The organism is Streptococcus loxodontisalivarius (assembly GCF_016908645.1).
Taxonomy (GTDB): domain Bacteria; phylum Bacillota; class Bacilli; order Lactobacillales; family Streptococcaceae; genus Streptococcus; species Streptococcus loxodontisalivarius.
On sequence record NZ_JAFBEH010000017.1, the window covers coordinates 19,074 to 43,205 of the forward strand.

The 24,132-nt window shown below is 41.7% G+C and carries 30 protein-coding genes; 8 read left to right on the forward strand and 22 right to left on the reverse strand.

The annotated features are described in order from the left end of the window. Positions 1-141: 141 nt before the first annotated feature. The gene (locus JOC28_RS04890) at positions 142-999 is read right to left on the reverse strand and encodes a LysR family transcriptional regulator (protein WP_205009526.1); all 858 of its coding nucleotides are present in this window, start codon (positions 997-999) and stop codon (positions 142-144) included. 118 nt (positions 1,000-1,117) lie between these two features. Here JOC28_RS04890 and JOC28_RS04895 point away from each other — a divergent pair, with 118 nt between their 5' ends. Both JOC28_RS04895 and JOC28_RS04900 read left to right on the forward strand, forming a co-directional pair. Then, positions 1,118-1,972, forward strand: coding sequence for an aldo/keto reductase (locus tag JOC28_RS04895; protein WP_205009527.1), 855 nt, complete (start codon positions 1,118-1,120; stop codon positions 1,970-1,972). Between the two features lie 78 nt (positions 1,973-2,050). Next, positions 2,051-2,833: a PhzF family phenazine biosynthesis protein gene (locus JOC28_RS04900; protein ID WP_205009528.1), complete on the forward strand. Its 783-nt coding sequence runs from the start codon at positions 2,051-2,053 to the stop codon at positions 2,831-2,833. A gap of 354 nt (positions 2,834-3,187) precedes the next feature. Here JOC28_RS04900 and JOC28_RS04905 read toward each other — a convergent pair whose 3' ends face one another. From JOC28_RS04905 to JOC28_RS04950, 10 genes are all read right to left on the reverse strand, one after another. Continuing rightward, positions 3,188-4,393: a DUF401 family protein gene (locus JOC28_RS04905; protein WP_205009529.1), complete on the reverse strand. Its 1,206-nt coding sequence runs from the start codon at positions 4,391-4,393 to the stop codon at positions 3,188-3,190. Between the two features lie 19 nt (positions 4,394-4,412). Continuing rightward, positions 4,413-5,444 carry a flavin monoamine oxidase family protein gene (locus JOC28_RS04910; protein WP_205009530.1) on the reverse strand — a complete coding sequence of 344 codons (1,032 nt, stop codon included), beginning with the start codon at positions 5,442-5,444 and terminating at the stop codon, positions 4,413-4,415. Positions 5,445-5,453: 9 nt separating this feature from the next. Further along, positions 5,454-5,978 (reverse strand): TetR/AcrR family transcriptional regulator, encoded by a 525-nt coding sequence (locus JOC28_RS04915; RefSeq protein ID WP_205009531.1) that lies wholly within the window; start codon positions 5,976-5,978, stop codon positions 5,454-5,456. 49 nt (positions 5,979-6,027) lie between these two features. After that, entirely contained in the window at positions 6,028-6,666 is a 639-nt protein-coding gene (locus JOC28_RS04920) for a nitroreductase (protein ID WP_205009532.1), read from the reverse strand. 378 nt (positions 6,667-7,044) lie between these two features. After that, positions 7,045-7,734 carry a GmrSD restriction endonuclease domain-containing protein gene (locus JOC28_RS04925; RefSeq protein WP_205009533.1) on the reverse strand — a complete coding sequence of 230 codons (690 nt, stop codon included), beginning with the start codon at positions 7,732-7,734 and terminating at the stop codon, positions 7,045-7,047. Between the two features lie 88 nt (positions 7,735-7,822). Continuing rightward, the gene (locus tag JOC28_RS04930) at positions 7,823-8,869 is read right to left on the reverse strand and encodes a zinc-binding dehydrogenase (RefSeq protein ID WP_205009534.1); all 1,047 of its coding nucleotides are present in this window, start codon (positions 8,867-8,869) and stop codon (positions 7,823-7,825) included. Positions 8,870-8,915: 46 nt separating this feature from the next. Further along, positions 8,916-9,242 (reverse strand): carboxymuconolactone decarboxylase family protein, encoded by a 327-nt coding sequence (locus JOC28_RS04935; RefSeq protein ID WP_205009535.1) that lies wholly within the window; start codon positions 9,240-9,242, stop codon positions 8,916-8,918. A 145-nt stretch (positions 9,243-9,387) separates the two neighbouring features. Further along, positions 9,388-9,804 (reverse strand): cupin domain-containing protein, encoded by a 417-nt coding sequence (locus JOC28_RS04940; RefSeq protein ID WP_205009536.1) that lies wholly within the window; start codon positions 9,802-9,804, stop codon positions 9,388-9,390. Beyond that, a complete protein-coding gene (gene nmlR, locus JOC28_RS04945; protein WP_205009537.1) occupies positions 9,801-10,157 on the reverse strand; it encodes a stress response transcriptional regulator NmlR in 357 nt (118 codons plus the stop codon). The genes JOC28_RS04940 and nmlR overlap by 4 nt, the downstream gene beginning before the upstream one ends. A 1-nt stretch (position 10,158) precedes the next feature. Beyond that, the gene (locus tag JOC28_RS04950) at positions 10,159-10,725 is read right to left on the reverse strand and encodes a DapH/DapD/GlmU-related protein (RefSeq protein ID WP_205009538.1); all 567 of its coding nucleotides are present in this window, start codon (positions 10,723-10,725) and stop codon (positions 10,159-10,161) included. A gap of 256 nt (positions 10,726-10,981) precedes the next feature. Here JOC28_RS04950 and JOC28_RS04955 point away from each other — a divergent pair, with 256 nt between their 5' ends. After that, entirely contained in the window at positions 10,982-11,197 is a 216-nt protein-coding gene (locus JOC28_RS04955; protein ID WP_205009539.1) for a CsbD family protein, read from the forward strand. An 86-nt stretch (positions 11,198-11,283) separates the two neighbouring features. Here the strand turns inward: JOC28_RS04955 and trxA are convergent, their stop codons facing one another. From trxA to JOC28_RS04975, 4 genes are all read right to left on the reverse strand, one after another. Beyond that, positions 11,284-11,601 carry a thioredoxin gene (gene trxA, locus JOC28_RS04960; protein ID WP_205009540.1) on the reverse strand — a complete coding sequence of 106 codons (318 nt, stop codon included), beginning with the start codon at positions 11,599-11,601 and terminating at the stop codon, positions 11,284-11,286. Positions 11,602-11,773: 172 nt separating this feature from the next. Beyond that, positions 11,774-12,196, reverse strand: coding sequence for an acyl-CoA thioesterase (locus JOC28_RS04965; protein ID WP_205009541.1), 423 nt, complete (start codon positions 12,194-12,196; stop codon positions 11,774-11,776). A 9-nt stretch (positions 12,197-12,205) separates the two neighbouring features. After that, entirely contained in the window at positions 12,206-12,802 is a 597-nt protein-coding gene (locus tag JOC28_RS04970; protein ID WP_205009542.1) for a sugar O-acetyltransferase, read from the reverse strand. A gap of 153 nt (positions 12,803-12,955) precedes the next feature. Then, entirely contained in the window at positions 12,956-13,453 is a 498-nt protein-coding gene (locus tag JOC28_RS04975; protein ID WP_205009543.1) for a phosphatase PAP2 family protein, read from the reverse strand. A 99-nt stretch (positions 13,454-13,552) separates the two neighbouring features. Here JOC28_RS04975 and JOC28_RS04980 point away from each other — a divergent pair, with 99 nt between their 5' ends. Next, positions 13,553-13,966: an EamA family transporter gene (locus JOC28_RS04980; RefSeq protein ID WP_205009544.1), complete on the forward strand. Its 414-nt coding sequence runs from the start codon at positions 13,553-13,555 to the stop codon at positions 13,964-13,966. A 282-nt stretch (positions 13,967-14,248) separates the two neighbouring features. Here the strand turns inward: JOC28_RS04980 and JOC28_RS04985 are convergent, their stop codons facing one another. Then, positions 14,249-14,473 carry a DUF4649 family protein gene (locus JOC28_RS04985; protein WP_205009545.1) on the reverse strand — a complete coding sequence of 75 codons (225 nt, stop codon included), beginning with the start codon at positions 14,471-14,473 and terminating at the stop codon, positions 14,249-14,251. Positions 14,474-14,870: 397 nt separating this feature from the next. Between JOC28_RS04985 and JOC28_RS04990 the strand changes: the two genes are divergently transcribed. Together JOC28_RS04990 and JOC28_RS04995 are read left to right on the forward strand one after the other, a co-directional pair. Continuing rightward, positions 14,871-15,143 carry a hypothetical protein gene (locus JOC28_RS04990; protein ID WP_205009546.1) on the forward strand — a complete coding sequence of 91 codons (273 nt, stop codon included), beginning with the start codon at positions 14,871-14,873 and terminating at the stop codon, positions 15,141-15,143. 123 nt (positions 15,144-15,266) lie between these two features. After that, complete coding sequence (locus JOC28_RS04995) at positions 15,267-16,094, forward strand: N-acyl homoserine lactonase family protein (RefSeq protein WP_205009547.1); 828 nt, start codon at positions 15,267-15,269, stop codon at positions 16,092-16,094. Positions 16,095-16,523: 429 nt separating this feature from the next. Here JOC28_RS04995 and JOC28_RS05000 read toward each other — a convergent pair whose 3' ends face one another. From JOC28_RS05000 to JOC28_RS05025, 6 genes are all read right to left on the reverse strand, one after another. Continuing rightward, entirely contained in the window at positions 16,524-16,745 is a 222-nt protein-coding gene (locus tag JOC28_RS05000; RefSeq protein WP_205009548.1) for a DUF4649 family protein, read from the reverse strand. A 12-nt stretch (positions 16,746-16,757) separates the two neighbouring features. Beyond that, entirely contained in the window at positions 16,758-17,111 is a 354-nt protein-coding gene (locus JOC28_RS05005; protein ID WP_205009549.1) for a DUF2200 domain-containing protein, read from the reverse strand. Between the two features lie 271 nt (positions 17,112-17,382). Continuing rightward, positions 17,383-18,174, reverse strand: a complete 792-nt coding sequence (locus JOC28_RS05010; protein ID WP_205009550.1) for a hypothetical protein — start codon at positions 18,172-18,174, stop codon at positions 17,383-17,385. 9 nt (positions 18,175-18,183) lie between these two features. Continuing rightward, positions 18,184-20,526 (reverse strand): endonuclease MutS2, encoded by a 2,343-nt coding sequence (locus tag JOC28_RS05015; protein WP_205009551.1) that lies wholly within the window; start codon positions 20,524-20,526, stop codon positions 18,184-18,186. A 508-nt stretch (positions 20,527-21,034) separates the two neighbouring features. Next, positions 21,035-21,574: a CvpA family protein gene (locus JOC28_RS05020; protein ID WP_205009552.1), complete on the reverse strand. Its 540-nt coding sequence runs from the start codon at positions 21,572-21,574 to the stop codon at positions 21,035-21,037. Continuing rightward, on the reverse strand, positions 21,571-21,900 hold the full coding sequence (locus JOC28_RS05025) for a hypothetical protein (RefSeq protein ID WP_205009553.1): 330 nt from the start codon (positions 21,898-21,900) through the stop codon (positions 21,571-21,573). Before JOC28_RS05025 ends, JOC28_RS05020 begins: the two co-directional genes overlap by 4 nt. A 133-nt stretch (positions 21,901-22,033) precedes the next feature. Here JOC28_RS05025 and rnhC point away from each other — a divergent pair, with 133 nt between their 5' ends. Continuing rightward, a complete protein-coding gene (rnhC, locus tag JOC28_RS05030; RefSeq protein WP_205009554.1) occupies positions 22,034-22,945 on the forward strand; it encodes a ribonuclease HIII in 912 nt (303 codons plus the stop codon). Between the two features lie 11 nt (positions 22,946-22,956). Further along, positions 22,957-23,550, forward strand: coding sequence for a signal peptidase I (gene lepB, locus JOC28_RS05035; protein WP_205009555.1), 594 nt, complete (start codon positions 22,957-22,959; stop codon positions 23,548-23,550). Positions 23,551-24,132: the final 582 nt, after the last annotated feature.

A 24,132-nucleotide genomic window follows, 5' to 3' on the forward strand; every position in this document is an offset into this window, starting at 1 on the left:
GAATCATTCCCTTCAGAAAAATGATAACGGAAAGTCAGTTTATGTAAAGAAAAATTCCTATTTTATCAACTTAGCTCTTTTATTTAAAACAAGCAAATTCATACCGGTAACGATAAAGATAGTCCGATAGTTTTCGCATCCCTAACCCCTCTTTTGCCACAGGCTTTTGATTTTGGAAATGGCTGGCGCTAGTTGCCTTTCATCCTCTCGTCTAAAGACAGCGTAGAAATCTAGCATAGCCTTCTCATCTGTCAGGTAAAAGGACTGGTAACGCTTGTTGATGTGTGCTTGAAGTTCTTCTGTCATGACCAGATTTGTCGTGAAAAAGGGAAAACTGGAATGACTCAAAATTTCGGCAAAATGGTCTGGATTGGACTGGCTGATGAATTTAGCCTCTGGCATCTCTGCCTCAATGATGTCCTGCCAGATTCCCAGATTATCCATGGTGACAAAGCTGAGCTTATCAATCGCTGAAAACGACAGTTCCTCCCCAGTCAGACTGGTCGTCATGCGGTCGATATTAACACGCAAATCCTCCGAACCCAGATAGACCGACTGGAGCTCTTCTGTGTCCAATGGCTGAGCTGAGAAAACCAGCTTGACACTTCTAGACAAAAGACTGTCTTCAATCTCACTTTCTGCTAGCAAGTCTTGAGAAATCTCAAACTGCTGGTCTGAAGCAAGTAGGGTGAGTGGACCTGGAGCCACTGACTGAACTGTTATTGTCTCCTTGGACTGGGCAAAATCTTGAACAGTTCTGATAAATTTTTTCTGCGCAGCTAGAACCTTTCTGGCTTCCTGCGCAGCTAATTTCCCCGTCTCAGTCAGCGTCAACTTATTGCGACTGCGCTCAAAGAGGGAAACTTCCAACTCAGCCTCCAGCTTTTTCATGGAGCGACTGAGAGCAGGTTGAGAGACAAGCAACTCTTCTGCCGCTGCAGATAGAGTCCCCTGCTCATAAACAGCCACAAGCTGTTCCAGTAAGTAGTTATCAATCATGTCTTCCTCCGTTTTCAGTATTCACTTTAATTATAGCACAATGACTAAAAAGCATTGTACAAACAGACCATATCTGATTATACTAAAGACATCACAAATCACAAGCGAGGTAAATCAAATGAACTACACAACACTAAATAACGGAATTCAAATGCCAACTGTTGGCTTTGGTGTTTTCCAAATCCAAGACGCTGAAACAACTCAAAAAGTGGTCGAGGAAGCTATTGCAACGGGCTACCGTCTCATTGATACAGCCCAGTCTTACGGCAACGAAGAGACAGTCGGCAAGGCTATCAAGGCATCAGGTGTCCCACGTGAGGAGCTCTTTATCACGACTAAACTCTGGATTTCTGATATGAGCTATGAGGGCGCTAAAAAAGCCTTCGCTGACTCACTCGAAAAGCTTGACCTTGACTATATCGACCTCTACCTCTTGCACCAACCTATCGGTGATACTTTTGGAGCATGGCGTGCGCTGGAAGAACTTTATGCAGAAGGGAAAATCCGCGCTATCGGTGTTTCAAACTTCAAATCTGACCAACTAGCTAACCTATCGCTCTTTAATAAGGTTGTCCCAGCGGTCAACCAAGTCGAACTCCACGTCTTCAACCAAAAAGAGGAAGAAAGAGCCTATATGACATCAAAAGGTATTCAAGTTGAAAGCTGGGGAGCCTTTGCAGAAGGTCAACACGACGTCTTCAACAACCCAATCCTCAAATCTATGGCAGACAAATACGGCAAATCAACTGCCCAAGTCATGCTCCGCTGGCAACTCCAACTGGGTGTGGTATCCCTCTCAAAATCAGCTAACCCTGAACGTGTCCGCCAAAACTTCGACATCTTCGACTTTGAATTAACAACAGACGATATGACACAAATCGCAACACTAGACGAGGGATTGACTGTCTTTGCAGACCACCACGCAGCCTCAACCATCGAACTCCTAGCAGGATTTGTTGGAAAGACATATTAAAATCACTCCCAATCCAAACTTGAAACAAGTCTGACTTCTCTTTATAATGAAACTAACTGAGAGAAAGCGAGATGACTTATGAAACAATACATTGTCGATGCCTTTACTGACCAGCCCTTTTCTGGTAATCCTGCGGCTGTTTGTGTTATGGATTACTGGCCTAGTGATCAGGCTCTGCTTAGCTTAGCTGCTGAGAATAATCTATCTGAAACAGCCTTCCTTGTCAAAGAGGAAAAAGGCTATCATCTGCGCTGGTTCACACCTGAAACTGAGGTTGAGCTCTGTGGACATGCCACTCTGGCTTCTGCCTATGTCATCCTCAATCATATCGAAAAAGATTGGACAGAATTGGTCTTTCAAAGCCTGAGCGGACCTCTTGAGGTCAAGCGTCATGGTGAGCTCTACCAGATGACCTTTCCTAGTTATGACTTGCAAGAAATCCCCGTCACTGATGAAATGGAGGCAGCCTTCGGCTATCGTCCAAGCAAGGCAGTGCTGGGCTTGGATTTGATCTGTATTTTCGATTCAGAAGAGCTGGTTAGAAAGATGACACCAAACCAAGAGCTTTTGGCTAAGCTACCTGGGCGTATTCAAAACGCGTCAGCTCTTGGTCAACAAACAGATACCGTCTCACGCTCTTTTGCTCCCAAACTGGGGATCCCAGAGGATCCTGTCTGTGGCTCTGCCCATTGCCAAATCGCAGACTACTGGGCTAGTCATTTGGGGAAAAATCATCTTTTAGCCTATCAGGCCTCCAAGCGTGGTGGCTATCTCGACTGCAAGGTGCAGGAAGATAAAACCATCCAGCTGAGCGGGAAAGCCTGCCTGGTTGCCATCTCTCAACTGATGGTGGAATTATAAAGCAAAAATCCAGCCACCTTGTGATGACTGGATTCTGGTTGAAGACAAAGGCTTTTTCGATACTTTTCTTAAGTGATGTCGGACGTCAGGTGACATTATCCAGTGGATGATGTCAGGAAACCAAGGAATTCCATTCGAGCTTCTTCGATTTCCAGTTTCAAGGCTCAGACCTAAAACAGTCCGCTGGACTGTTTCACTCTCAAATATTCCGATTGTAAGAAATGCCTATGACAGTCTCGCTCGCATAAATCGGTCATCTATTTTAAACAAGCTGAGCTTTTGTATCCAATTCCGTTGAAAGTTAGGTTTGTCTACATTCTAAAATCAGCACTCCATCGAATGCTGATTTTTATTCTATAAAAATACTGTCAAGACCAAATAATAACCAATCATCAAAAGGATAAAAAGAAGAGAGGCAGGAAGGGTCTTTTTGATCAAATCACCCAGACTAATGTGATAGTAGTCTGAAGCCACTGTCAGGCAAACATGGACTGGTGAAATCTGGCTAGCAGCATGAGCTGAGCACATGAGGAGTACTAGCAAGGCAACTCCTGCTGATGGCATTGCCGCAAACGCCAAGGGTGTCCCCAAGGCAATAATGCCGCTAGCTCCGCTAATGATTCCGCCCAAGAAAAAGAGGATAACAAAAATCATGAATGTTGGAAGCGGTAAATGGCTGAGCGCATTTGGTAGTTCTGCCAAGGCTCCAGTCAGGCTGAGGAATTCCTTGAAATAAAGAACAAAAGCAAGGCTTACCAATAATTTTGGCTCTAAGGCAGATTTAGAAAAGGAGAGAACTTCCTGTCTTGACAATCTATAAATAAAGACTGACAAGACCAAGCTAATAAGAACAGCTGGCACCACCTCAAACTTGAAAACAAGGATAAGAATAATGATAAGAAGTAAGCTCCACAAGTGCTTAACCAAGGAAAGGAGATCGTGTCCAACCTGTCTTTTTACCAATTTTTCTGGCTTAGCTGGAATCCGTCTCAAATACCTAAAGTAACCAATAGCAAACAAGGTCAGCAAAGGTACCAACATAAAGAGCAAAAATTGAGACATGGCAACACCAGACAAGCTAGCCATCAAGAGGACACTTGGATAGGTCGGCAAACTTGACTCTGGGATATGCCTGAACCAGGTGGTTGTAAAAGCTTGCTCTTCTGGTTCCAGATAGCCATCTGTCTGATGTTTAACAATGTCAGCACAAAGTACCATGGCTGCCGCTGATGGCAAGAGACCAATAACCAAGGAAGCACCTGCAATTGTCACTCGACGATTCTGAAAGAGTCTCGTTAGGTCCTCTTCTGCCAATTTGATAGCTCGTCTTGATTCCAGAACCTTCTGCAGGTAAGTAATCAGATACATAGATAAGAGGATGGCAATTGAATCCTTATTGGTCACAAAGTTCAAACTAGCCTGAGTAATCTTAGCTATGTCAAAACCATATAAGACAATGAGACTAAGAATCCCAAAACCGATAGCCATATAAAGTGGCTTTTTAAGCATCAAGAGTACAATGATAACCCCAAAGACAAGGGCCAAATATAAGAGTGACATATCCTATCCTTTTCACATGTTACAAAGCTAAGTCTGTCGCTTCTAAGGCACCTGCTAGGTAGCCTGGATATGAGGGAGAAAATTCAGAAGCAATACCACGCAACTGATATTTCCAAGCACCGCTAGCTACCGCCTGAGCTGACTTAAATTGATGTCCTTTCGCCAACTTATCTGCCTCAGTCGCTAAAAAAGTATCCTGAGTCCAATCTTTCAGAAGACTTGCCTTCAAGTATTTTCGAATATCTGAGCCGAAGTAGCCTTCTAATTGAACCAGCCCTGCTTCTAACTGTTCTTGGTCGGTCAATTGACTACGCTCATCAGGTGACAGACTTGAAAAGCCAAAGAGGGCACCAAATTGACCTGCTTCATCTGAAATATCATGTATTTCAAACATCGGTCCTGCATCAGAGATGACATCACCAGTCAAGCCCTGCTTTCTCCAAAAAGGTCGGTCAAAATGGTAAATCAACTTGGCATGAGGAGCCATCCAAGTCTCCTGCTCTGACCAATCTGACATCACATCATCGGGAAGGCTAGGCTGAAAGTTGATACGCTGAGCAGCCAAACGAGGAGGAATTGCTAAAAAGAGACGGTCTCCTACAAACTGCTGGTCTGCTGTCGTCACAAGTAGCTTACCTTTGAGAGTCACCTGACTCACAGCCTGATTGAGATGGAGCTTATGAGGATTGAGTCTCTTTACTAGAGCCTTAATCAACTGAGGCATACCACCTACCAAACGCTGACCTGCTGAGTAGGGACGATTTAAGATAGACTTACCTTCGACCTTACTATCATAGATGGTCGCTCCAGCTGGATGATCAAAATAAGTCAAGCCCAGTTCATCCAATAGCTCAAATAAGGTTGGATTGAAGTCCTTCCAGACCCAAGTCGCCCCCAATTCAAGCTCGTTTGTCTCTGAAATCGCCCAACCACTGGCACGACCGCCAAAGTGGTCACTTGCTTCTAGAAGTAGATAATCCTGACCAGCTTTTTGCAAACGATAGGCTGCATAGAGCCCTGCTAGTCCACCACCAATGATAATTGTTTTCATACGCCCTCCTTAAACAAGGAGGCTGACCTTCCTTGTCATCACACGTTTAAAATAATCTGCTCCGCCCTGATTACGAGCGACTAACTGCGCCCCTTGAACAGCTGCGAAAAAATCTTCAGCTTCTGCTTGGGGATTTTCTTTTTGGGACAATTGCTGAGCTAACCAGTCGATATTCTTCTGGAAAAATAGCCCCACCTTGTCATTAACAACCTGCGTCAAATGAACACTGTCCACTGCTAAATCTGAGCAAAGACAAATCTTGTCCTCCTTGAAATTGACCTCATAGAGAGAGAGAAAGTGCTTAAGATTCTTTTCCAAATCACTACTGTTAGCAGACGACAAGGCTTCAAAAAAATCCAAGTCATACTGATCTAAAACAGCCTCAATCAAGTCAGCCTTACTCGGAAAGTAGTAATGAATGCTGGCTTTTTTAATATCCAATTGCTTAGCAATATCCGCAAAACTAAAGCCATTGACACCACGTTCTTGAATCAAATCACGTCCAAGAACCATAATCTTATCTTTTGTTGACATATAACCTACCTACTAGTTAGTAATAGGACTATTATAACAAATGACCTACTTATTTGATAGTGAGGATCTCTTCAGTTGCCGTACGGTCACGTCCCAAAAGGTTGATGTGATTATCTGAACGATAACCCAGAGCAATACCTGCAACGATAATCTCATCATCAGAAACTGCCATGTGTTCACGAATTTCATCTGGGAAACGAACATTTTCGTAAGCTACCATTGTATCAACTTGACGACTAGCTGCCGCAAGCATCAAGGTTTGGGCAAAAGCACCAGCATCATAAACTGACCAAACAGGAGCTGTTCTTGGGATAGTGATGTAAGCCATAGCTGGCGCATTCCACAACTGAGCATTTGCTTGAGAAAAGTTTTCCATCTTAGGGTCTTGACCAAGTTTATCAAGCCAAGCTGTCATATTTTCAAGAGAATGCACTCCCCAATCTTTACGAGATTTTGTTGGAAGATCAGAATAACCCTTAGTACCAGCAGCTGCTTTTTCCATATGATCTTTTCGAATAGCTTCCATAGTGTCACCAGTGGCAATGTAAACCTTCCAAGGTTGCGTATTAGCCCAAGAAGGAGCCATCTGTGCATCTGCTACAATTGCTGTCAACTCTTCATGTGAAGGTGCCTCAGCTTTAAAGTCACGGATTGAAATACGGTTTTTAAGTGTTTCTGCAAAAGTCATTTTTATTACCTCTTTTTATTTGATAAATACATTCTACCTACCAGTAGGTAGAATGTCAAGAGAAGAATCTCTTTTTTTCAAAAAAATAATAAATTCTTGAGTGATGGCTTGATATTCTACAAAGAAAAACCTTGTTACAAAAGTATTTGAATGGTATTTTACGCCATTGGTAAAATAAAAAAGATTGAAGAAATAATCCAAAACGGATTTTTCTTCAATCTGACATCAGTCAAAATTAAATGCTGATTTTTATTTATAAAGCTTTTTCAAAGAAGGCTGCAAAGCGGTCAAATGGAATCATATCTTTTCTGTCGTAGAGGTCAACGTGGTTGGCACCTGGAACCACAACCAATTCTTTTGATACTCAATAATTGTGAATCAAATATTTTCTGATATTCCCAGAATTTCTGTATAAAAAGTATCAAATCTAGACGGTGTAACAGATTGAAAAATATCTTTAAAATCAGATATTATACTCTGTTTACGATTTTGAAGTAAAGTTACAAATGCATCTTCATTATCTGCTTCACAATGAAAAATTCTATTGATAAAAAAATCTTTCTCTTCATAATCTTTGATTAGTTCTCTTTTCCTATTAAAGTCTGCATATTTATAAGGTTCACTTCCATTTAAACGTCTAGAAATTAAAGTGAGGTTCGCAATATTATTTTTTAACTGAGTTTGTTCTCTTAGATGCTGACTAAAAACCCTATTAAAATTATTGAGTGAGAAGATGTGTTCTACCTCCCAAAATTTTTCACTATCAGGTAATTCACTAGTAAATGACTCGTTATATAACCGACTAAAATCAATTTCATTACTTTCAGAGCGTTTAAACTTTTCAATACTAATCAAGACAAATCTAGCAAACTGTTTATGTCTATAAAAATCTTTTACTTCTTCGATTCTTTTAACATATTTACTTAATTGTTCTTCTAGTTTTTGTATTGATTCAAATCCAAGTTTCTGCAATATTTCATTTCTAGAATACCCATTAAAATCATTCCATACATTACGACCATAGATTTTAACAAACTGTTCTTCAAATTGTTTTATTGTGATTTCCATATTTAAAGTATACCACAGTTTATTACACCGATATACTTATCCTAAATGAAAATTGACTAAGACGTTGCCCTAGCCAATTTTCATCTTCTTATTCTGCCACTACCAACATTGATTTGATAGCTTTACGGTCTTGCATGTCAGCGTAAGCTTGGTTAATATCATCAAGTTTGTAAGTATCTGTGAAGACACGACCTGGGTTAATGTCACCATCAAGCACAGCTTTGAGCAAAACATCCTTATCGTAAGTTGTTACAGAGGCTGAACCACCTGCTACTGAGATATTACGAGCAAAGGTTGAGCCAAGCGCGTGGTTGCTGTAGTGAGGCACACCAACGAAACCAACACGACCACCGTTACGGAGAACACCGAGGGCTTGGTCGATAGCAGCTTCTGTACCCACGCATTCGAGGGCAGCATCTGCGCCACCACCGAGGATTTCACGAACTTTGGCAATACCTTCCTCACCACGCTCAGCCACAACTGCTGTCGCACCTGAAGCAAGCGCCATTTCTTGACGGTCTTGGTGACGGCTCATAAGGATAATTTGTGAGGCACCCATCATTTTAGCAGCAATAACTGCACATTGACCAACGGCACCATCACCGATAACAACAACCTTATCACCACGCCCAACATTAGCACAACGAGCAGCATGATAACCAGTCGGCATAACATCTGCAAGAGTCAAAAGAGACTTAATCATGCCTTCTGTGTAGTCACTTGGTTGACCTGGAACCTTAACCAAAGCCCAGTTACCGTAGTGGAAACGGATGTACTCTGACTGATAACCCATACCCCAGTTGCTATAACCTAGGTGGTTGTCACATGTTCCGTCAAAGCCAGCACGACAGGCAGCACACTCACCACAACCATGAGTGAATGGCACGATAACGAAGTCGCCTTTTTTCACTGTGGTAATAGCAGAGCCTGTTTCCTCAACGATTCCAAGAGCTTCGTGACCTGAGTTGTCTGAGTGAGCTTCCTTATCATCGCCGTGCGCATATGACCAAAGGTCTGAGCCGCAGACACAGGCACGAACAACCTTGATGATGACATCATCATCCGCTTGAAGTTGAGGTTTAGCAACCTCTTCAATAATCATTTGACCGGCTTTTTCAAAAATAGCTGTTTTCATGTTTTCCTCATTTTCCATTGATAATAATTTATTTTAGCAATTCTACCTAGTCTTTCCAAACATCCTTGGCTAAACGAAAGACCGCCCAAGCCTTTGGCCATCCAACATAGAATGCCAAGTGAGTGATGATGGCAGAAATTTCATCCTTAGTCACACCATTATTCTTAGCATTTTCAAGATGGTAAACCAAGGATGTATCTGTGATTCCTGAACTCATAAGTGCTGTTACTGTAATGATACAACGTGTTTTGAGGTCGATATCTTGGTTGTTCCAGTTTTCGCCAAACAAAACATCATCATTGTAGTGGGCAAAGTCAGGTGCAAAATCGCCAAGCTGGTCGCGACCAGCAGTTTGCTTAATTTTCTCTGTCATGTTATCTACCTTTCTTTATAACTTTTAAATGTTTGTCTTGAACTAAGCTGGTCGTAGAGTTGAAAGCTTCGCTTTCTCTATTTCCAACTTTCAAGAGTCCACTGGACTCTCGGAACCAGCAGTTTGTTTTATTCTATTTTTCTGTTTAGTTTGCTTTCGCTTCTTGGTTAGCTTGGGCAAAGGCTTCGTCGCTGACGGCTTCGAAGAATTCGCTTGGTCCTGCTGTGATAGCGATATGAGCCATCCATGAATTAGCTGTGGCGCCATGCCAGTGCTTGACATTTTGTTCTGTCACGACAACATCACCAGCCTTGATAAGACGAGCTGGTTTTCCTTCTTCTTGATAGAGTCCTTGTCCATCCGTCACAAGAAGAATTTGGTAGCCGTCTGTATGGGCATGCCAGTTATTGCGACAACCTGGTTCAAAGGTAACATTCCCTAGACTAAAGTGACCATCTGGCGCCTGTACCAACATATTGAGATAGGATTGTCCTGTAAAGACTGAAACGTAGGCATCGTTTTTATCGCCTCTTCCAAATAGTGAATCAAGTTTTTCTGTCATTTTATTTTTCCTTCCTTGTATGCTTGAATCTTTCCATCCAGTCTGTCTAGGGCAGCCTGCAAGTCTTCTAAACGCTCTGCCATTTTCTCCCTTTCTTCTAAAAGAATACTTAAGCGAGCTTCTCTGGTTTCTTCGCCCTGTGGAAAAAGCGTCATATAGTCAATCAAGCTCTCCACAGATACGCCTGCGGCGCGGAAGCATTTGACAAACTCTAGAGCGGCTAGATCCTCCTCCTGAAAATCACGAATGCCTGAAGCTGTGCGTGTGATGGGAGGAACCAGACCGATACGCTCATAATAACGGATGGTGTCAGCAGAGATATCCAGCTGCTGACTAGCTGATTTGATATTCATGTTAAACCTCGATTTCCTTGATAACCTTGGCTGGGACACCTGCAACGACCGTGTTTGCTGGGACATCCTTGGTCACCAGAGCACCTGCTGCCACGACAGCATTTTCACCCACGGTCACACCAGGTAAAATAGTCGCATCCGCTCCAATCCAGGCATTGCGCTTGATGGTTACTGACTTGAGCTCCAGCTTGTGACGATCGGCAGGATTTAGGGGATGATTGACCGAGATGAGCTTGGCACGAGGCGCAATCAGCACATCATCTTCAATCACAATCCCACCCAGATCAACCATGAAAACATCCATATTGACATAGACATTCTTCCCAAAGCTGATATGACGCCCAAAGTCCGTCTGAAAAGGCACATTGATAACCGTCGACGAGTCGATAGCTTGCCCTGTAATTTGTTCCAATAGCTGGCGCGTGGAGTCGTAGGTCTGCACCTGAGTGTTAAGCTCCTGAACCAGCGGCTTATTTTCCACCTGAATCTGACTAATCAGCTGACGCAGACCATCCTCTTCAGGAACTAACTTGTCTGTATTGATATAAGGAATAAAAGCTTTATCCATGGGCTTTTCCTCCATTCATTCTTTATGCCACCATTATAAACCTTAGAGTGGACTCCAAGTCAAGACCTTTTTGAACAAATTTTCAAAAAAATCTGAACAAATGTCCAGACATCTAGCTGAAGATAAATCCTTTCTTGAAATCTTTGAACGCACTCTGGATCAGCTTGATTAAAGTTAACCTAAAAAGTTCTAATCAAATACTTTGAAATCGTTTTCCAAAACTGCTATACTTGTCTCAATTAAGGAGGACAGTGATATGTCAGAAGAAAAATTACAAGCAAAACTCGATCAAGCTAAAGGCGCTCTTAAAGAAGGCTTTGGTAAAATCACTGGTGATACTAAGACTGAAGTCGAAGGACTTGTTGAGAAAAGTGTCGCTAAAGGCAAAGAATTTGTCGAAGACGCCAAAGACACTGTCGAAGGTGCTGTTGAAGGTTTAAAAAATGCCTTTAACAAGGATAAAGAAGACTAAGGTCTTTCTCGCTAAAAAAGGAGCCTGTACTGGACTCAATCATTAGATAATCATCTATGATTTGGGTCAGTCAGACTCCTTATTTTTTATGCATTCAATTCTGCAACGATTGCTTTGATTTGGTCTTTAGTGTGAACACCTGCGACTTGTTTGACAACCTCACCGTCTTTTTTGAAAAGAAGGGTTGGGATTGACATGATACCAAAGCTTTGTGCTGTTGCTGGGTTTTCGTCAACGTCGATTTTAACGATTTTCAATTCGTCTTCGTCCAATTCTTCAGACAATTGTTCCAAGATTGGTACCTGCATGAGACATGGACCACACCAAGTTGCCCAAAAGTCAACTAGGACAAGACCTTCTTTAGTTTCTGCTTCAAAAGTTGCATCTGTAACGACATGTGCCATATGAATACCTCGATAACTCCTAGAGCTATCTTACCTTTCTTATTAGAGGGGATCCTATCCACCTCTTTCTTAATCATGACAACATAATAACCTAAAATTTTTTTTTTGCCAACTATTTGCTACGGAGATGTGATAGGAAATTCCTATCAGGATTTTAGCTGTCTCTATCAGCTTATTTTTCTCCCGATTCCTCCATAGCCTTGAGCTTTTGGAAAAAGTCTGGTGCCTGTTTTTTCAGGTTGACAAAGCGTCCTTCCTTATCTAAAAAGCTGTGCTCTGACTGAGCAGTACAGACTTGACTACCGTCTTGCTTGATCATCACATAAGAAAAGCTAAGGCGCGCAGCTTTTACCGAAAGAACAGATATAGCTATCTCTATCTCATCAGCGAAAGTGGTTGTCGCCTTGTAGTCGCAGGAAATCTGAGTCACGGGTGAGATGATACCAGCCTCTTCAATCTTATCGTAAGACCAACCAATCTCACGCAGAAAATGCGTCCTAGCCTCCTCCATCCAGCGAACATAGTTAGAATGGTGGCTGATTCCCATACGGTCAGTCTCATAATACTGAACATAGTGCTTGTGAATAATGGTCATAGTTTCTCCTTAGTGCTTGGGTACATAGCCTGTCTTGTCTGCTTCTGTAATAGGTCGGATGACACGGCAAGGAACCCCAGCAGCGATTGAATTAGAAGGAATGTCCTTGGTCACAACTGAGCCTGAACCAATCACGACATTATCTCCGATAGTCACGCCTTGATTGATTTGGACACCGCCACCAACCCAGACATGGCTACCGATTTTGACTGGTTTAGAATAGCAGCCTCCATTAGCTCTTTCAATCGGATCCAGCGCATGATTAGAGGTATAGATACCCACCCGTGGACCAAAGAGCACATGGTCACCAATCTCAATACCGCCTCCATCCAGCATGACGCAGTCGAAATTAGCATAGAAATGATTCCCAATACTGATATTTGATCCGAACTCACAACGGAAGTTTGGTTCAAAAAAGACATCTTCTCCCATTGATTTCAGCAGTTTTTTCAAAATAGCTTGACGCTTTTCAGCAGATTGACCAAAACTAGCATTATAGTCATTGGTCAGAAAGACGGTCTTCTCACGCGCCTCAACCAATTCCTTTTGCAAATCATCATACATACGACCTGAAGCAACTTCAGCAAAAATGTCCTCGTTTGACATAGCCTATCCACCTTCGTTTTTTTCATATTATAACAGAAAAAGGCTACATATTGTAACCTCTTTCTTATTTTATCTCCACACAACTTCTAATACAAAGACTTTCTTGTCCACCTGTCCCTTGATGAGGGTATTGCTGGCTATCTCTTCTTAGGATTATAGGAAAAATAGCAGAGCTCCCCAGATGATGCCCAGCAAGAAACCCACCAAAACATCCTTGGGATAGTGGATACCAGCGATGACCCTAGCCAGAGCCAAGATACCAGATAGGACTAGTAGCGTGAGACTGATCCAAGGACTGACCTGCCAAAAACAGACTGCAATCAAGCTAGCGCTGAAAACATGACGACTAGGAAAGGACTGGCCACTAGTCTCCTTGATAATAAGAGGGGAAATCGCCCAAGTCTCATAAGGTCTTGCCTGATTAAACCACTTCCTAAAAATGCTCAGTAAGATAAATCCAAGACCTGGTAGGACTAGCGTCATAATTGCCCTTGACCAGTCAGTTAAAAGCAAATAGACCAAAAGCAAGGGATAGAGAGCATACATGAGACTAGTTATGCTCTTATTAGCCAATTTCAAGACTGCAAGCAACTTCTGTGACTGACGAAAAGGTGCCGAAATCTTGTCATAAAAAAACGTATAATCTTTCATAATCCCTATTATAGCATAGCTTTTTACAGAAACTTACCGACCTTTTCTTAACGGACCCGCAGATAAGTGATAGAATAAAAAGAAAAGGAGATTTTTACTATGTGGGCTTTCTTTGCATTCTTATCAGCTATCTTCGCTGCTCTGACCTCTATCCTGGCTAAAATCGGTATCTCCGATGTTAACTCCAACCTAGCAACAGCTATTCGAACCTTGGTTGTGGTCTTCATGTCCTGGGGCATGGTTGCCATCACTCACTCATTTTCTGGCATCAGCGACATCAGCCGCAAAAGCTGGATTTTCCTTATCCTCTCAGGTCTTGCTACTGGCGCTTCCTGGCTCTGCTATTATTACGCCCTGCAAAATGGCAAGGCTTCTCAGGTCGTTCCAATCGACAAACTCAGCTTGATTTTCACCTTTGTGCTCGCCTACTTCTTCCTCCAAGAAGACATTTCAGCCAAAAGCATGATTGGTTGCCTATTAATTACAATCGGAACTCTGATGACTGTTTGGTGATTTATCCCATATAGGCTTTTCCCAATCTTTCATAGAAACTCATTACCATCCGTGAAAACAAATATCTTGTACAACATCTATAAGATTTTAAAGATTATCCAGTAACTAAAGGCATCAGCTGAACCTTAGTCATTTTTTAACAGCCATCTAAAAATGATTCTTCTATGCTTAAGAATCATGTGCTATGCCATCCCTTTCCTGATTTCTAATGTATTTTTCTACAATTTTGCTCATCCTATTCACAAGAAAAAACCAGCCAAATGGCTGGTTTTCTGATCTTTTTTAGTTTTCGTATTGGCTCAAATCTTGTTTCAAAAGATAGAAGAAGATATCGCCATAAGTTCCTGAGTAATCAAGTTCATGACCATTGTAAGTCAATTTTGTAACTTTGAAATAGTCTGAGATACCGATTAGGCAGGCTTGTTGTGAGCGTTCAAATTCTGCGTAAGACTCAAATGAAACTGTTTTTTCTTGTTTTGAAGCGTCAAGATATGTAATGTTAATCATAATAACTCCTTCTAGTGGATAGGCAAGCTTAGCTCGTCCTATCCTTTGTCAAATTTGTCTTTATTCTAACCCTCAAGCTCCTGTTTGGCAATTTTTTTGCTCAGAAAACCTGTATGATATAATAAAGCAATATGAACCCTTATTTATTAACTATTGAAAGAAAAAACTCTCTGATACTCAACTCGCTATCCACAAAGCCTTTCTCAAAGCATATGGTCAAAGTCAGAAAGTCTCTGTCCGTCAAATCTGTCTTGAAACACCGATTGCACGCTCGACTTTTTATACTTACTACCGTGATTTGGAAGAGTTAAAAAAAGAGATTGAAGAGGTAACTATAGCTAAGTTACTCGCCCACACCGCTTCCTATCAGGAAAATAATCAGATACAAACTGGTTTTATGGCTAAACTTCTTGATTTCATTGCACAAGAACAACTAGTATTCGATAGTTTTCTACTTGAACATCCCAACCAAGACTTCATTGTTCTTTGGAAGACTGCTATCAAATCCGACTTCTACCCCCTCTTTAAAGAAAAGAAGAAAGACAGTGATTTACTGCTAGAAGTTTTTGCTTCCTCTGTTGTTGCCAGTGTCATCTATTATCTCAGCCAAGCAGATAAGTCACTAGATATGGAACAATTAGAAGCAGTCGTCTTAAAAATTCTTTCCTGATAATGACTGTACCCTACACTTTCTCCAAAACTGTCTAAACCTTATAGGACTGATACCTCTTATCTTGACTTTGTCTATCCTTCCTACTAAAATGGTCTCATTAATAATATAGAGGATAAAATCATGACAAATCAAGACATTAAAATTCACGTTCTTCATACTGGTACTGTTATCGTTGACGAAGCTCTGCCATTTCACCACGACAGCGATTCTAAAATCGCTTGGACTGGCCTCTTTAGTAGTAAAAAGCACCAAATTGCTATCCCTGTTTCTGTCTATCTGATTGAGCACCCTAAAGGTTTGGTTCTGATTGACACAGGCTGGCACACAGACAACCGCACCAATCAAATCAAAAATCTTAAATGGCAATATCCTGTAAACAAAGCCGATTTGCCTGAAGGACAAGCCGTTCATGAGCAATTGGCAAATCTGGGTTACAAGCCATCTGATATTGACTATCTTCTGCTCAGCCATTTACATTGCGACCATGCTGATGGGCTGCGCCTAGTAAAAGATGCCAAAAGTATCCTTGTCTCTGAGGAAGAATGGGAAGCCGCTCAAAAGGATAAAATCAAATATCTCCACCACGAATGGGCAGGTGTGGATGTACAGACCTTCAAACTCAGTGACTCTGACCTAGGTCCTCAGAAACGTGCCTTTGACCTCTTTGGTGATGGCAGCTTACAGATGATTTGGATTCCAGGTCACAGCAATGGTCTCTATGCAACTAAGATTCAGAGCCTTAAGTCAGATGACTATGTTCTCCTAGCTTCTGATGCTGGCTATGCCGCACGTTCTTGGGAAGAAAACTTGACACCTGGTGTCGTCGAAGACCGTTCACAAGCTCAAAAATCTCTTGACTGGGTCAAAACGCAGGTTGACAATCCAAACTGTATTTCAGTCCTTGCCAACCACGACAGCAAGGTCAAACCACACATTATTACTCTGTAAGAACAAAACAGATTTGGCATACAACACTGCGTCCGTAAACCGATATGCATACAAGAAAAAGACTCCTGTTGAAATCTAGTAAACCAGAAACAGGAGTCTTTTGCGATGTTCAAAAAGTCTATTCATTAGAGACAAAGTTAGAGCCTACTTCGACATGAAGAAGTTACTTTATCTCTCTGTACAGATCGTTTTTCACTGATAAAACTATTTTTTCTCTCTACACAAACCGTTTTTCACTGAAGAAACCGCTTCATCTCTCTTCACAGAGCATTTTTCACTGAAGAAAACATTTTGAATTTCTGCATAGACTAACATGCAATGCTCATTTGGCTTCCGATAAGAATTACTTCTACAAAAGACCTTTTCTTGATAAAAGTAACCTCGATTAGGTCTTTTGTTTAATTTCACCTAAGCAATCAGGAAGGCTTGTTAGTCGTATTGTTTCAAATCGACTTTTAAAAGAAAGCGATAGAGGTCTCCATAAGGTCCTTGATAGTTGAGATCGTGTCCATTGTAAGTTACTTTCAAGGTCTTAAAGTAATCATGAATATCATGCCAGCAGGCTTGCTCAGAACGGACGTATTCGTTATAAGTTTCAAACTGGACAACCTTTTCACGTTTGCCAGCATCTAAATAGGTAATTTCTAACATCGGATCTCCTTTTTACTGATATTTGTCATAGATTGCTTCTAAGGATTTTCCCTTAGCCAACCAGTCAACTAATCTATCAAGTCGTCTGATATCCTGCATTAGTGGATCTTCAATCGTCTCAATCTGGACACCGCAGATTTTGCCAGTAATGTTAACACGATTAGGATTTAAAGCAGGTGCCTTCCTGAAAAAATCTCCATAAGTAATTTCTGATGAGAGGTAGTCTTCTATTTCCTCAGGAGAATAGCCCGTCAACCAGGCAGTTAATTGATGGACTTCCTGTGCTGTTCTCCCTTTTCGCTCTGCTTTTGCCAAAAGAGCCTTATAGACATTAGCGAATGTCATACCATAGATACGATGCGTCATAGGCACCTCCTTCTTTCCTAGTATAACACCTAACTTTATCTCTGTCTTGCCCAAACTCTACCAGAAGCTCAACTTAAAATCTCTTATGAGATGCCTACTTTCTGGCAGGGCCGTAATATTATCCACTTTACAGCAATGGTACCATACAATTTCCCTATGACTGTGAGATTCCTTCTGACCTGATCCGTCAAATTGCTGAGGAAGCCTGCCACATTCACCATAAAGCAAAAGCGTTTGGAAATCCATTCTTCCAGACGTTTTTGCATTATATTTAAGAATTTTTATCTCCAATATAGGGATGAATAATATGACATTCCTTATCGAGCTCATCATCAATACTTGTAAACACAGTCGATTTGATTGAAAAATGTTGGAAAACATCTGCTTCAAAGCAGGCTCTAAGATCCACAACATCCAATCCATATTTAGCCAAAGTTGTCGCTACTAGAGATTCATCATTTGGATAATAAACATCATCAAGCTTCTCTTCCCTAAAGCGTTGAGAAATCCTCCTTCGCTCAGCTAAACAACATGCTACTGCCTTAGCGGATAAACGACTGAAAGGAAAATAAGTTTTATAAACCTTATCTTCAAAATACTCCATTTTAGGTTTCCAATACCATGACTCATTGGCTGGCGCAAAGTAGGATAGGAGGGCATCAGACTTTAGAGAATCTAGTCTCTCAAAGAAAACCTTCCTCATTGATGGTGTTAAATAAACATCTGCTTCAAATAACCAGTAAAAATCGGCATCAACAGCCTGTTGAAAAGCATAGTAAAAATAATCACCACATAGCCAACCTGGTTTGTGCTTAGCAGGATTATACCAATCTTCCTGATCCAAACCCTTATAGCTTGATTTAAGACCAGAATTCTCCACAAATTCTCTTGATAAAGAAATCTTGTTTATCCCTTGCGGTAACATCAGGGATTGACCAGCCAACTCATCACAAATCACATAGATATCTTCAGGAGAAAAATAAGCTGACAACTCCTCAAAGGCACGGCTAACATTAGCATCCCATTTGTGCGTTCTGATACCTAGTACAGTCTTATTTATCATTGTATTTGCCTATCCCAAGGTCGCAATGGTACAGCCTGAACCACCAGCAGTTTGTGGGGCATATTCAAAGGATTTGACATGCTTGTTGCGGCGCAGATACTTGGTAACACCTTCACGGATGACACCTGTTCCGATACCGTGGATGATATCAACCTGTCCCATATTATTCAAGAGAGCTTGGTCGATAAAGGCATCCAGCTCCTGCATGGCTTCTTCATAACGCTTGCCTCGCAAATCCAATCTAGCACGAGGTCCAGTGCTTGATTTACCCTTGGCTTTCTTAACTGTATGAACTTGTTTTTTCTTAGGTTGTTGGGCCTCTTCTTGGATTTTAACCAGATTAAACTCATCTTCTTTAAGTGTCATCTTGATCAGTCCAACTTGAGCCTCCCAGACACCTTTTTTGACCTCTCTAGTCAAGCTACCACGCTGACCATAAGCTGCCACGATAATATCATCTCCCACGCGCGGTGCTCGCTTCTTCTTAGCTTTTTTGAGGACCTTATTATGAGAGAGGTGGGCTTCTGGTACCAATTTCTTCAAATCAGCCTTGGCTTCGATGATTTCATGCGGTTTCAACTGAGCCTTAGCATGCAGGTTTTTAAGAATAGCGTCGCTCTCAGTGATTGCCTTGTCCACAATCTGGCGAGCTTCTGCGGTAGCTTTCTCAACTTCCTTATCCTTGGCATGACTAAATTCATTGTAGAGTTTTTTAACAGCTCGGTTGAATTTGAGGTTTTCCTGCTCAACATCTCTGATATGTTCCAGTCTGCGACGGGTCTCCAAGGTCTGAGCCTCCAGCTGTTCAATGATACGATTGACATCCGTGTCCGTATCAGTCATCTGCTCTGCTTCATTGACAATAACTTCTGCCAAACCTAGACGACGAGCAATCTCAAAGGCGTTAGAACGCCCAGGAACCCCCTGCATAAAGCGATAGGTCGGACTCAAGGTCGTCGCATCAAACTCCATGCTGGCATTTTCCACAAAGTCAGTCTCAATCCCATAAGCCTTAAGCTCAGGATAGTGGGTCGTTGCCATAGTCTTGATCTGACTCAGGCGCAGATGCTCTAGGATGGCCATAGCCAAGCTAGCACCCTCTTGGGGATCCGTACCAGCCCCCAACTCATCGATCAAAATAAGACTGTCGCTATCTGCCTCATCCAAAATCTCCACAATATGCGTCATGTGGCTAGAGAAGGTCGACAGACTCTGCTCAATCGACTGCTCATCTCCAATATCAGCAAAAATATGATTGAAAAGAGCAACCTTTGATCCCTTGTCCGCCAAAATCGGCAAACCTGACTGAGCCATAAGCTGAGCTAGACCCAGGGTCTTAAGCATGACTGTCTTACCACCCGTATTAGGACCAGTGATGACAATAGCTGTCAACTGATCTCCAAAATGCAGATCGTTGGCAACAGGATTTTTAAGAAGAGGGTGACGAGCATTGAGCAACTGGACGGTCTTGTCTTCTGAAAGACTTGGAATAGTTGCCTTAAATTCTCTCATATAGAGGAATTTCCCTCGAACAAAATCCAAATGTCCTAGAAGCCAAGCATTGTTGCGAATGATGTGTGCATGCGGACGCAACATATCTGACAACTCATGGAGAATACGAGCCATCTCATGGCGTTCGTCAGCCTGCAACTGAGTGATTTCCTCATTGATTTGGACAACTGCACGGGGTTCAATATAAACCGTACTTCCTGATGATGAAATGTCATGCACAACCCCGTTGATGCGGTTGCGGTGCGTATTCTTGACAGGCAAGACAGAGCGACCATTACGGCTGGCAATCAAGTTCTCTGACAGGTAGTCTGCATTTTTTCTAAGAATGTCCTGCAAAACCTGACGCACCTGAGTCTCACTGCCTGCGATATGACTGCGAATACTGGTCAATTCTGGACTGGCAAAGCTCTCAATAAAGCCAGCATCATTGATAGACTGAAGACTACCTTGAAGAGCTGGAAAGACTTCAATAGCTTCAAAAAGACGTTTAAGAGCCTCTAGTTCCACATTTTCCAAATCTGCATAAAAACGACTCATCTCAGCAGATACCAAAAGCACCTTTTTGATGGCTAAAAGCTCCTGCACACTGAGATCCGCATCCAATTCCAGACGACGGACAGGTTCTGTGATATCTGTCAAACTTCCCATGGCAAAGCTGTGCTGCTCCACAAAAATCGCTGCCATCTCCGTCATTTCAGTAAATTGTGTTTGTAATTTATCCGCCTTGGTCATAGGCTCTAAAGCCATGAGCTCCGCTCTTCCCTGCTCCGTCTGCAGGAATGGCAAGAACTGCTCTCTGACCTTGTCAAATTCTAACTGTTCTAAAATCTTTGTATTCATAACTGTTATTATACCAAAACTTTCATCAAGGTTCTTATAGCAATAAGCTTCAAGCCTTATTTTTTATTCTTTTTGTCCAAATCCTAAAACAAAAAGCTAGAGCAGTCACAAGTGACCGCTCTAGCTTGGAGATTATGAAAAGGTTTGTAGTTGAATTAGGAGGTCCAACTACAAGAAAAGTTTTAGGATTGACTATAGTATAGCAAAGCGACTTTTCTTCTGCAACTATTTTGCTCGCAAAAATAACTATTAAATATGAAGAAAGTTTTTGAAAAAAAGATAGAGGGCAACTGCCCTCTATCTTTGGAGATTATGAAAAGGTTTATAGTTGAATTAGGAGGTTCAACTACAAGAAAAGTTTTAGGATTGACTATAGTATAGCAAAGCAGCTTTTCCTTAGCAACTATTTTGCTCACTAATCGAGAATGATTTTAAAAATTAGTAACATTTATTCTAAAAAAGAAAGAGGCTGCTCAAAAGCAAACCCCAAAGAATCGATTAAATTCTTTTATCCAATTGTCCAAAGACCATTAAGATAAGAAGACAAAATTGGATAATGTCTGATAAAGGCATTGGCAAGAAGATCATCTGCCAAATAGTTCTGCAAGCTAACATAAGGCACCGCTGCAAAGATCATCAAAATCATAAGGATAGAAAAACTAGCAACAAGCAGAGCCATGATACCCGCTATGCTATGTGTCACAAAACTATCAAAACGTTCTAGGTTAAAGAAGTGAATCAAAATTCCCAAAAATCTAAAGACCAAGTAGCTGAGCAAATAAAGGGCAAAAAAGGCAACACCATAGTAATAAACCTTGTCCAGTTCAAAAATGTTAACGTTCTGATAGTAGTTAACTGTTGTCCCTTCTGCTGCATTAGAATAAGGAATCCACATGAAGAGGACCTTGCTAAGTCCCTTATAGTTGGCAGTCGCTAAAGCTAGAGAAATCAAGCTAGCCAAACTGTAGTAGGTCTGAAGAATAATACCTCGGCTGTAACCCAAGTAGAAGGTCCAAGCCAAAACAAGGATAATAAGAAGACTAATCATAGGTCACCCTCATCAACAGCCTGCTCTGCTTTTTCACGCAAACCTTCCAACTTGGTTGCACGGAGCTGGTGAAGTTCTTCCTCCATTTTTTCGATATCAATTTCACGGCTCAATTGCATCGATAGAGAGTTAATTGCTAAGAGAATGGCAACTGTTTCATCATCTGCTGCTGGTAATTTTTCTTTAATAGCTTCGTATTTTTCACGTGCTACTCGTTCAACTTCTTCCATAAATAAGTTAGACTTGTCCGTTGTCAAGGTCAAATCCTTGCTGCCAAAGGTAAACTTGTAACGATTCATATTTTTTTTCTTACTTTGATTTGTCATAAAACACCTCAGACCCTATTATAACGCAAAAGACCTCTTTCGTAAATTGAGACCTCCATTGAGCTCAGCTTTTTCCAAAAAAGCAAGAGTAAGATTGTCAAATTTTAGTCTATTTTATGATAAAATATGTTTTATGAATACTTATGTCGTAAAACTATCTGGGGATGACATGAAAGCCCTCGTGTCTCAGTTGACTCCTCAACAAATCTCAAATAATAATCCCTACGTTAGCTTTGCGGCTAAGGTAGATGGCGTGACAGTCCTAGCCTACACATCAGGTAAGGTCGTCTTTCAGGGAAATCAAGCAGAGCAGGTCGCAAGTAAACTCGGTTTTGCTTCAGATCTCTCAAGTAATCAAAAGACAGCAAACAGCCCTGCTGGACAAAATATGGCACTGATTGGGACAGATGAAGTTGGAAATGGATCCTATTTCGGTGGGCTGGCTGTTGTAGCCAGTCTGGTCAGGCCAGAAGATCATGCCTTTTTGAAGAGTCTGGGTGTTGATGATTCCAAAAATCTCAATGATATCAAGATTCGTCAAATCGCTCCAATCTTGAAAGAAAAAATCAAGCACCAAGCTCTGCTATTGTCCCCCAAAAAATATAATGAAGTCGTAGGAGATAACAAGCCCTATAATGCGGTATCTGTCAAGGTTGCCCTCCATAATCAGGCTATCTTTTTACTGCTAAAAGCTGGCGCAAAGGCTGATAAAATCGTTATCGATGCCTTTACCAGCCCCAAAAACTATGACAAATACGTCAAGCAAGAGGTCAATCAGGTTGACAAGCCAATCACTCTAGAGGAAAAGGCAGAAGGAAAATACCTGGCTGTCGCTGTCTCTTCCATCATCGCAAGAGACCTCTTCTTAGAGAATCTTGACATGCTTTCTGATGAATGTGGCTACCGACTTCCTAGTGGAGCTGGCGCAAAATCAGACCAAGTAGCAAGCAAAATTCTTGCCACCTACGGTATGGCTGGTCTGAATGGCCTTGCAAAACTACACTTCGCTAATACACAAAAAGCACAAAAACTACTCTCAAAATAAGGAACACTACTATGAAAAAATTTCTAAAAGATTGGGCTTTCACCATCATCATTGTCTTCGCTGCGATTGTCTCGCGTCTGTTTATCTGGTTCCCTGTGACTGTTGAAGGACACTCTATGGATCCTACCCTTGCTGACGGTCAACGCTTGGTTGTTGTTAAAACCTCAAGCATCCAACGTTTTGACGTTGTCGTTGCTGAAGAAACTGAAGATGGGCAGACCAAGCAGATTGTTAAACGTGTTATCGGAATGCCTGGTGATACCATTAAATATGAAAATGACACTCTCTATGTTAATGGTGAGAAAGTTGATGAAAGTTATCTAGACGACTACATCGCAGCCTTCAAGAAAGACAAACTTCAGTCTACTTACTCTTATAACTCTTACTTCCAAGAACGTGCAGAAGCAGCCGATGCCTTTACAACCGATACCGATGGCAATGCTAGCTTCGAAGTCACTGTTCCTGAAGGTCAATACTACCTCCTCGGAGATGACCGTATCGTCTCTAAAGATAGCCGTGAAGTCGGTACCTTCAGCCGTAGCGCTATCGTTGGTGAAGTCAAATTCCGCTACTGGACCCTAGACAAGTTTGGAACAATCGACTAATCTGATTTCTCACAGGACTGGGCTCTTGCCTAGTCCTTTTTAAAAAGATGAACTGCCTTGTACGCTAGTGCACTGCTTCATTTTTAGCGTCGTAGGCGTCTGGTGCTGAAGCACCTAGTCGCCCTGACGTGGGTGCGTCTACGAAATCGAAGATTTCTGACTTTTGATGAAAGTTTTACTTTCTTCATTACCCACCTCAAACTGTCTCCCAGACAGTTTGAGCATATTTTGCTTTGCTCGCTTAATGGCTTTTGTATCATTGTATTTGAACACAGCCTAAAAGACTAGTGAAAAAGATGAATCTCCTTGTGTGCAAGTACACTGCGTTGCTTCCCTATTTTCGCTGTGTGTTCTACGGGCTTTGTATCATAATATTTGAACACGGGCTACGGACTGTGTCAAAAAGATAAACATTTCCTAGACGATTTGCGTCTTCGTCAAGTTTCCTATTTTGACTGTGTCCGTTTAACGCTCTTTGTATCATGTTATTTGAACACAACCTACGAGCTGTGCAAAAAAGATAAACTGCCTTGTGTCTTATCGACACATCGTCAGTTTCCTATTTTTGCTTTGCTCGCTTAA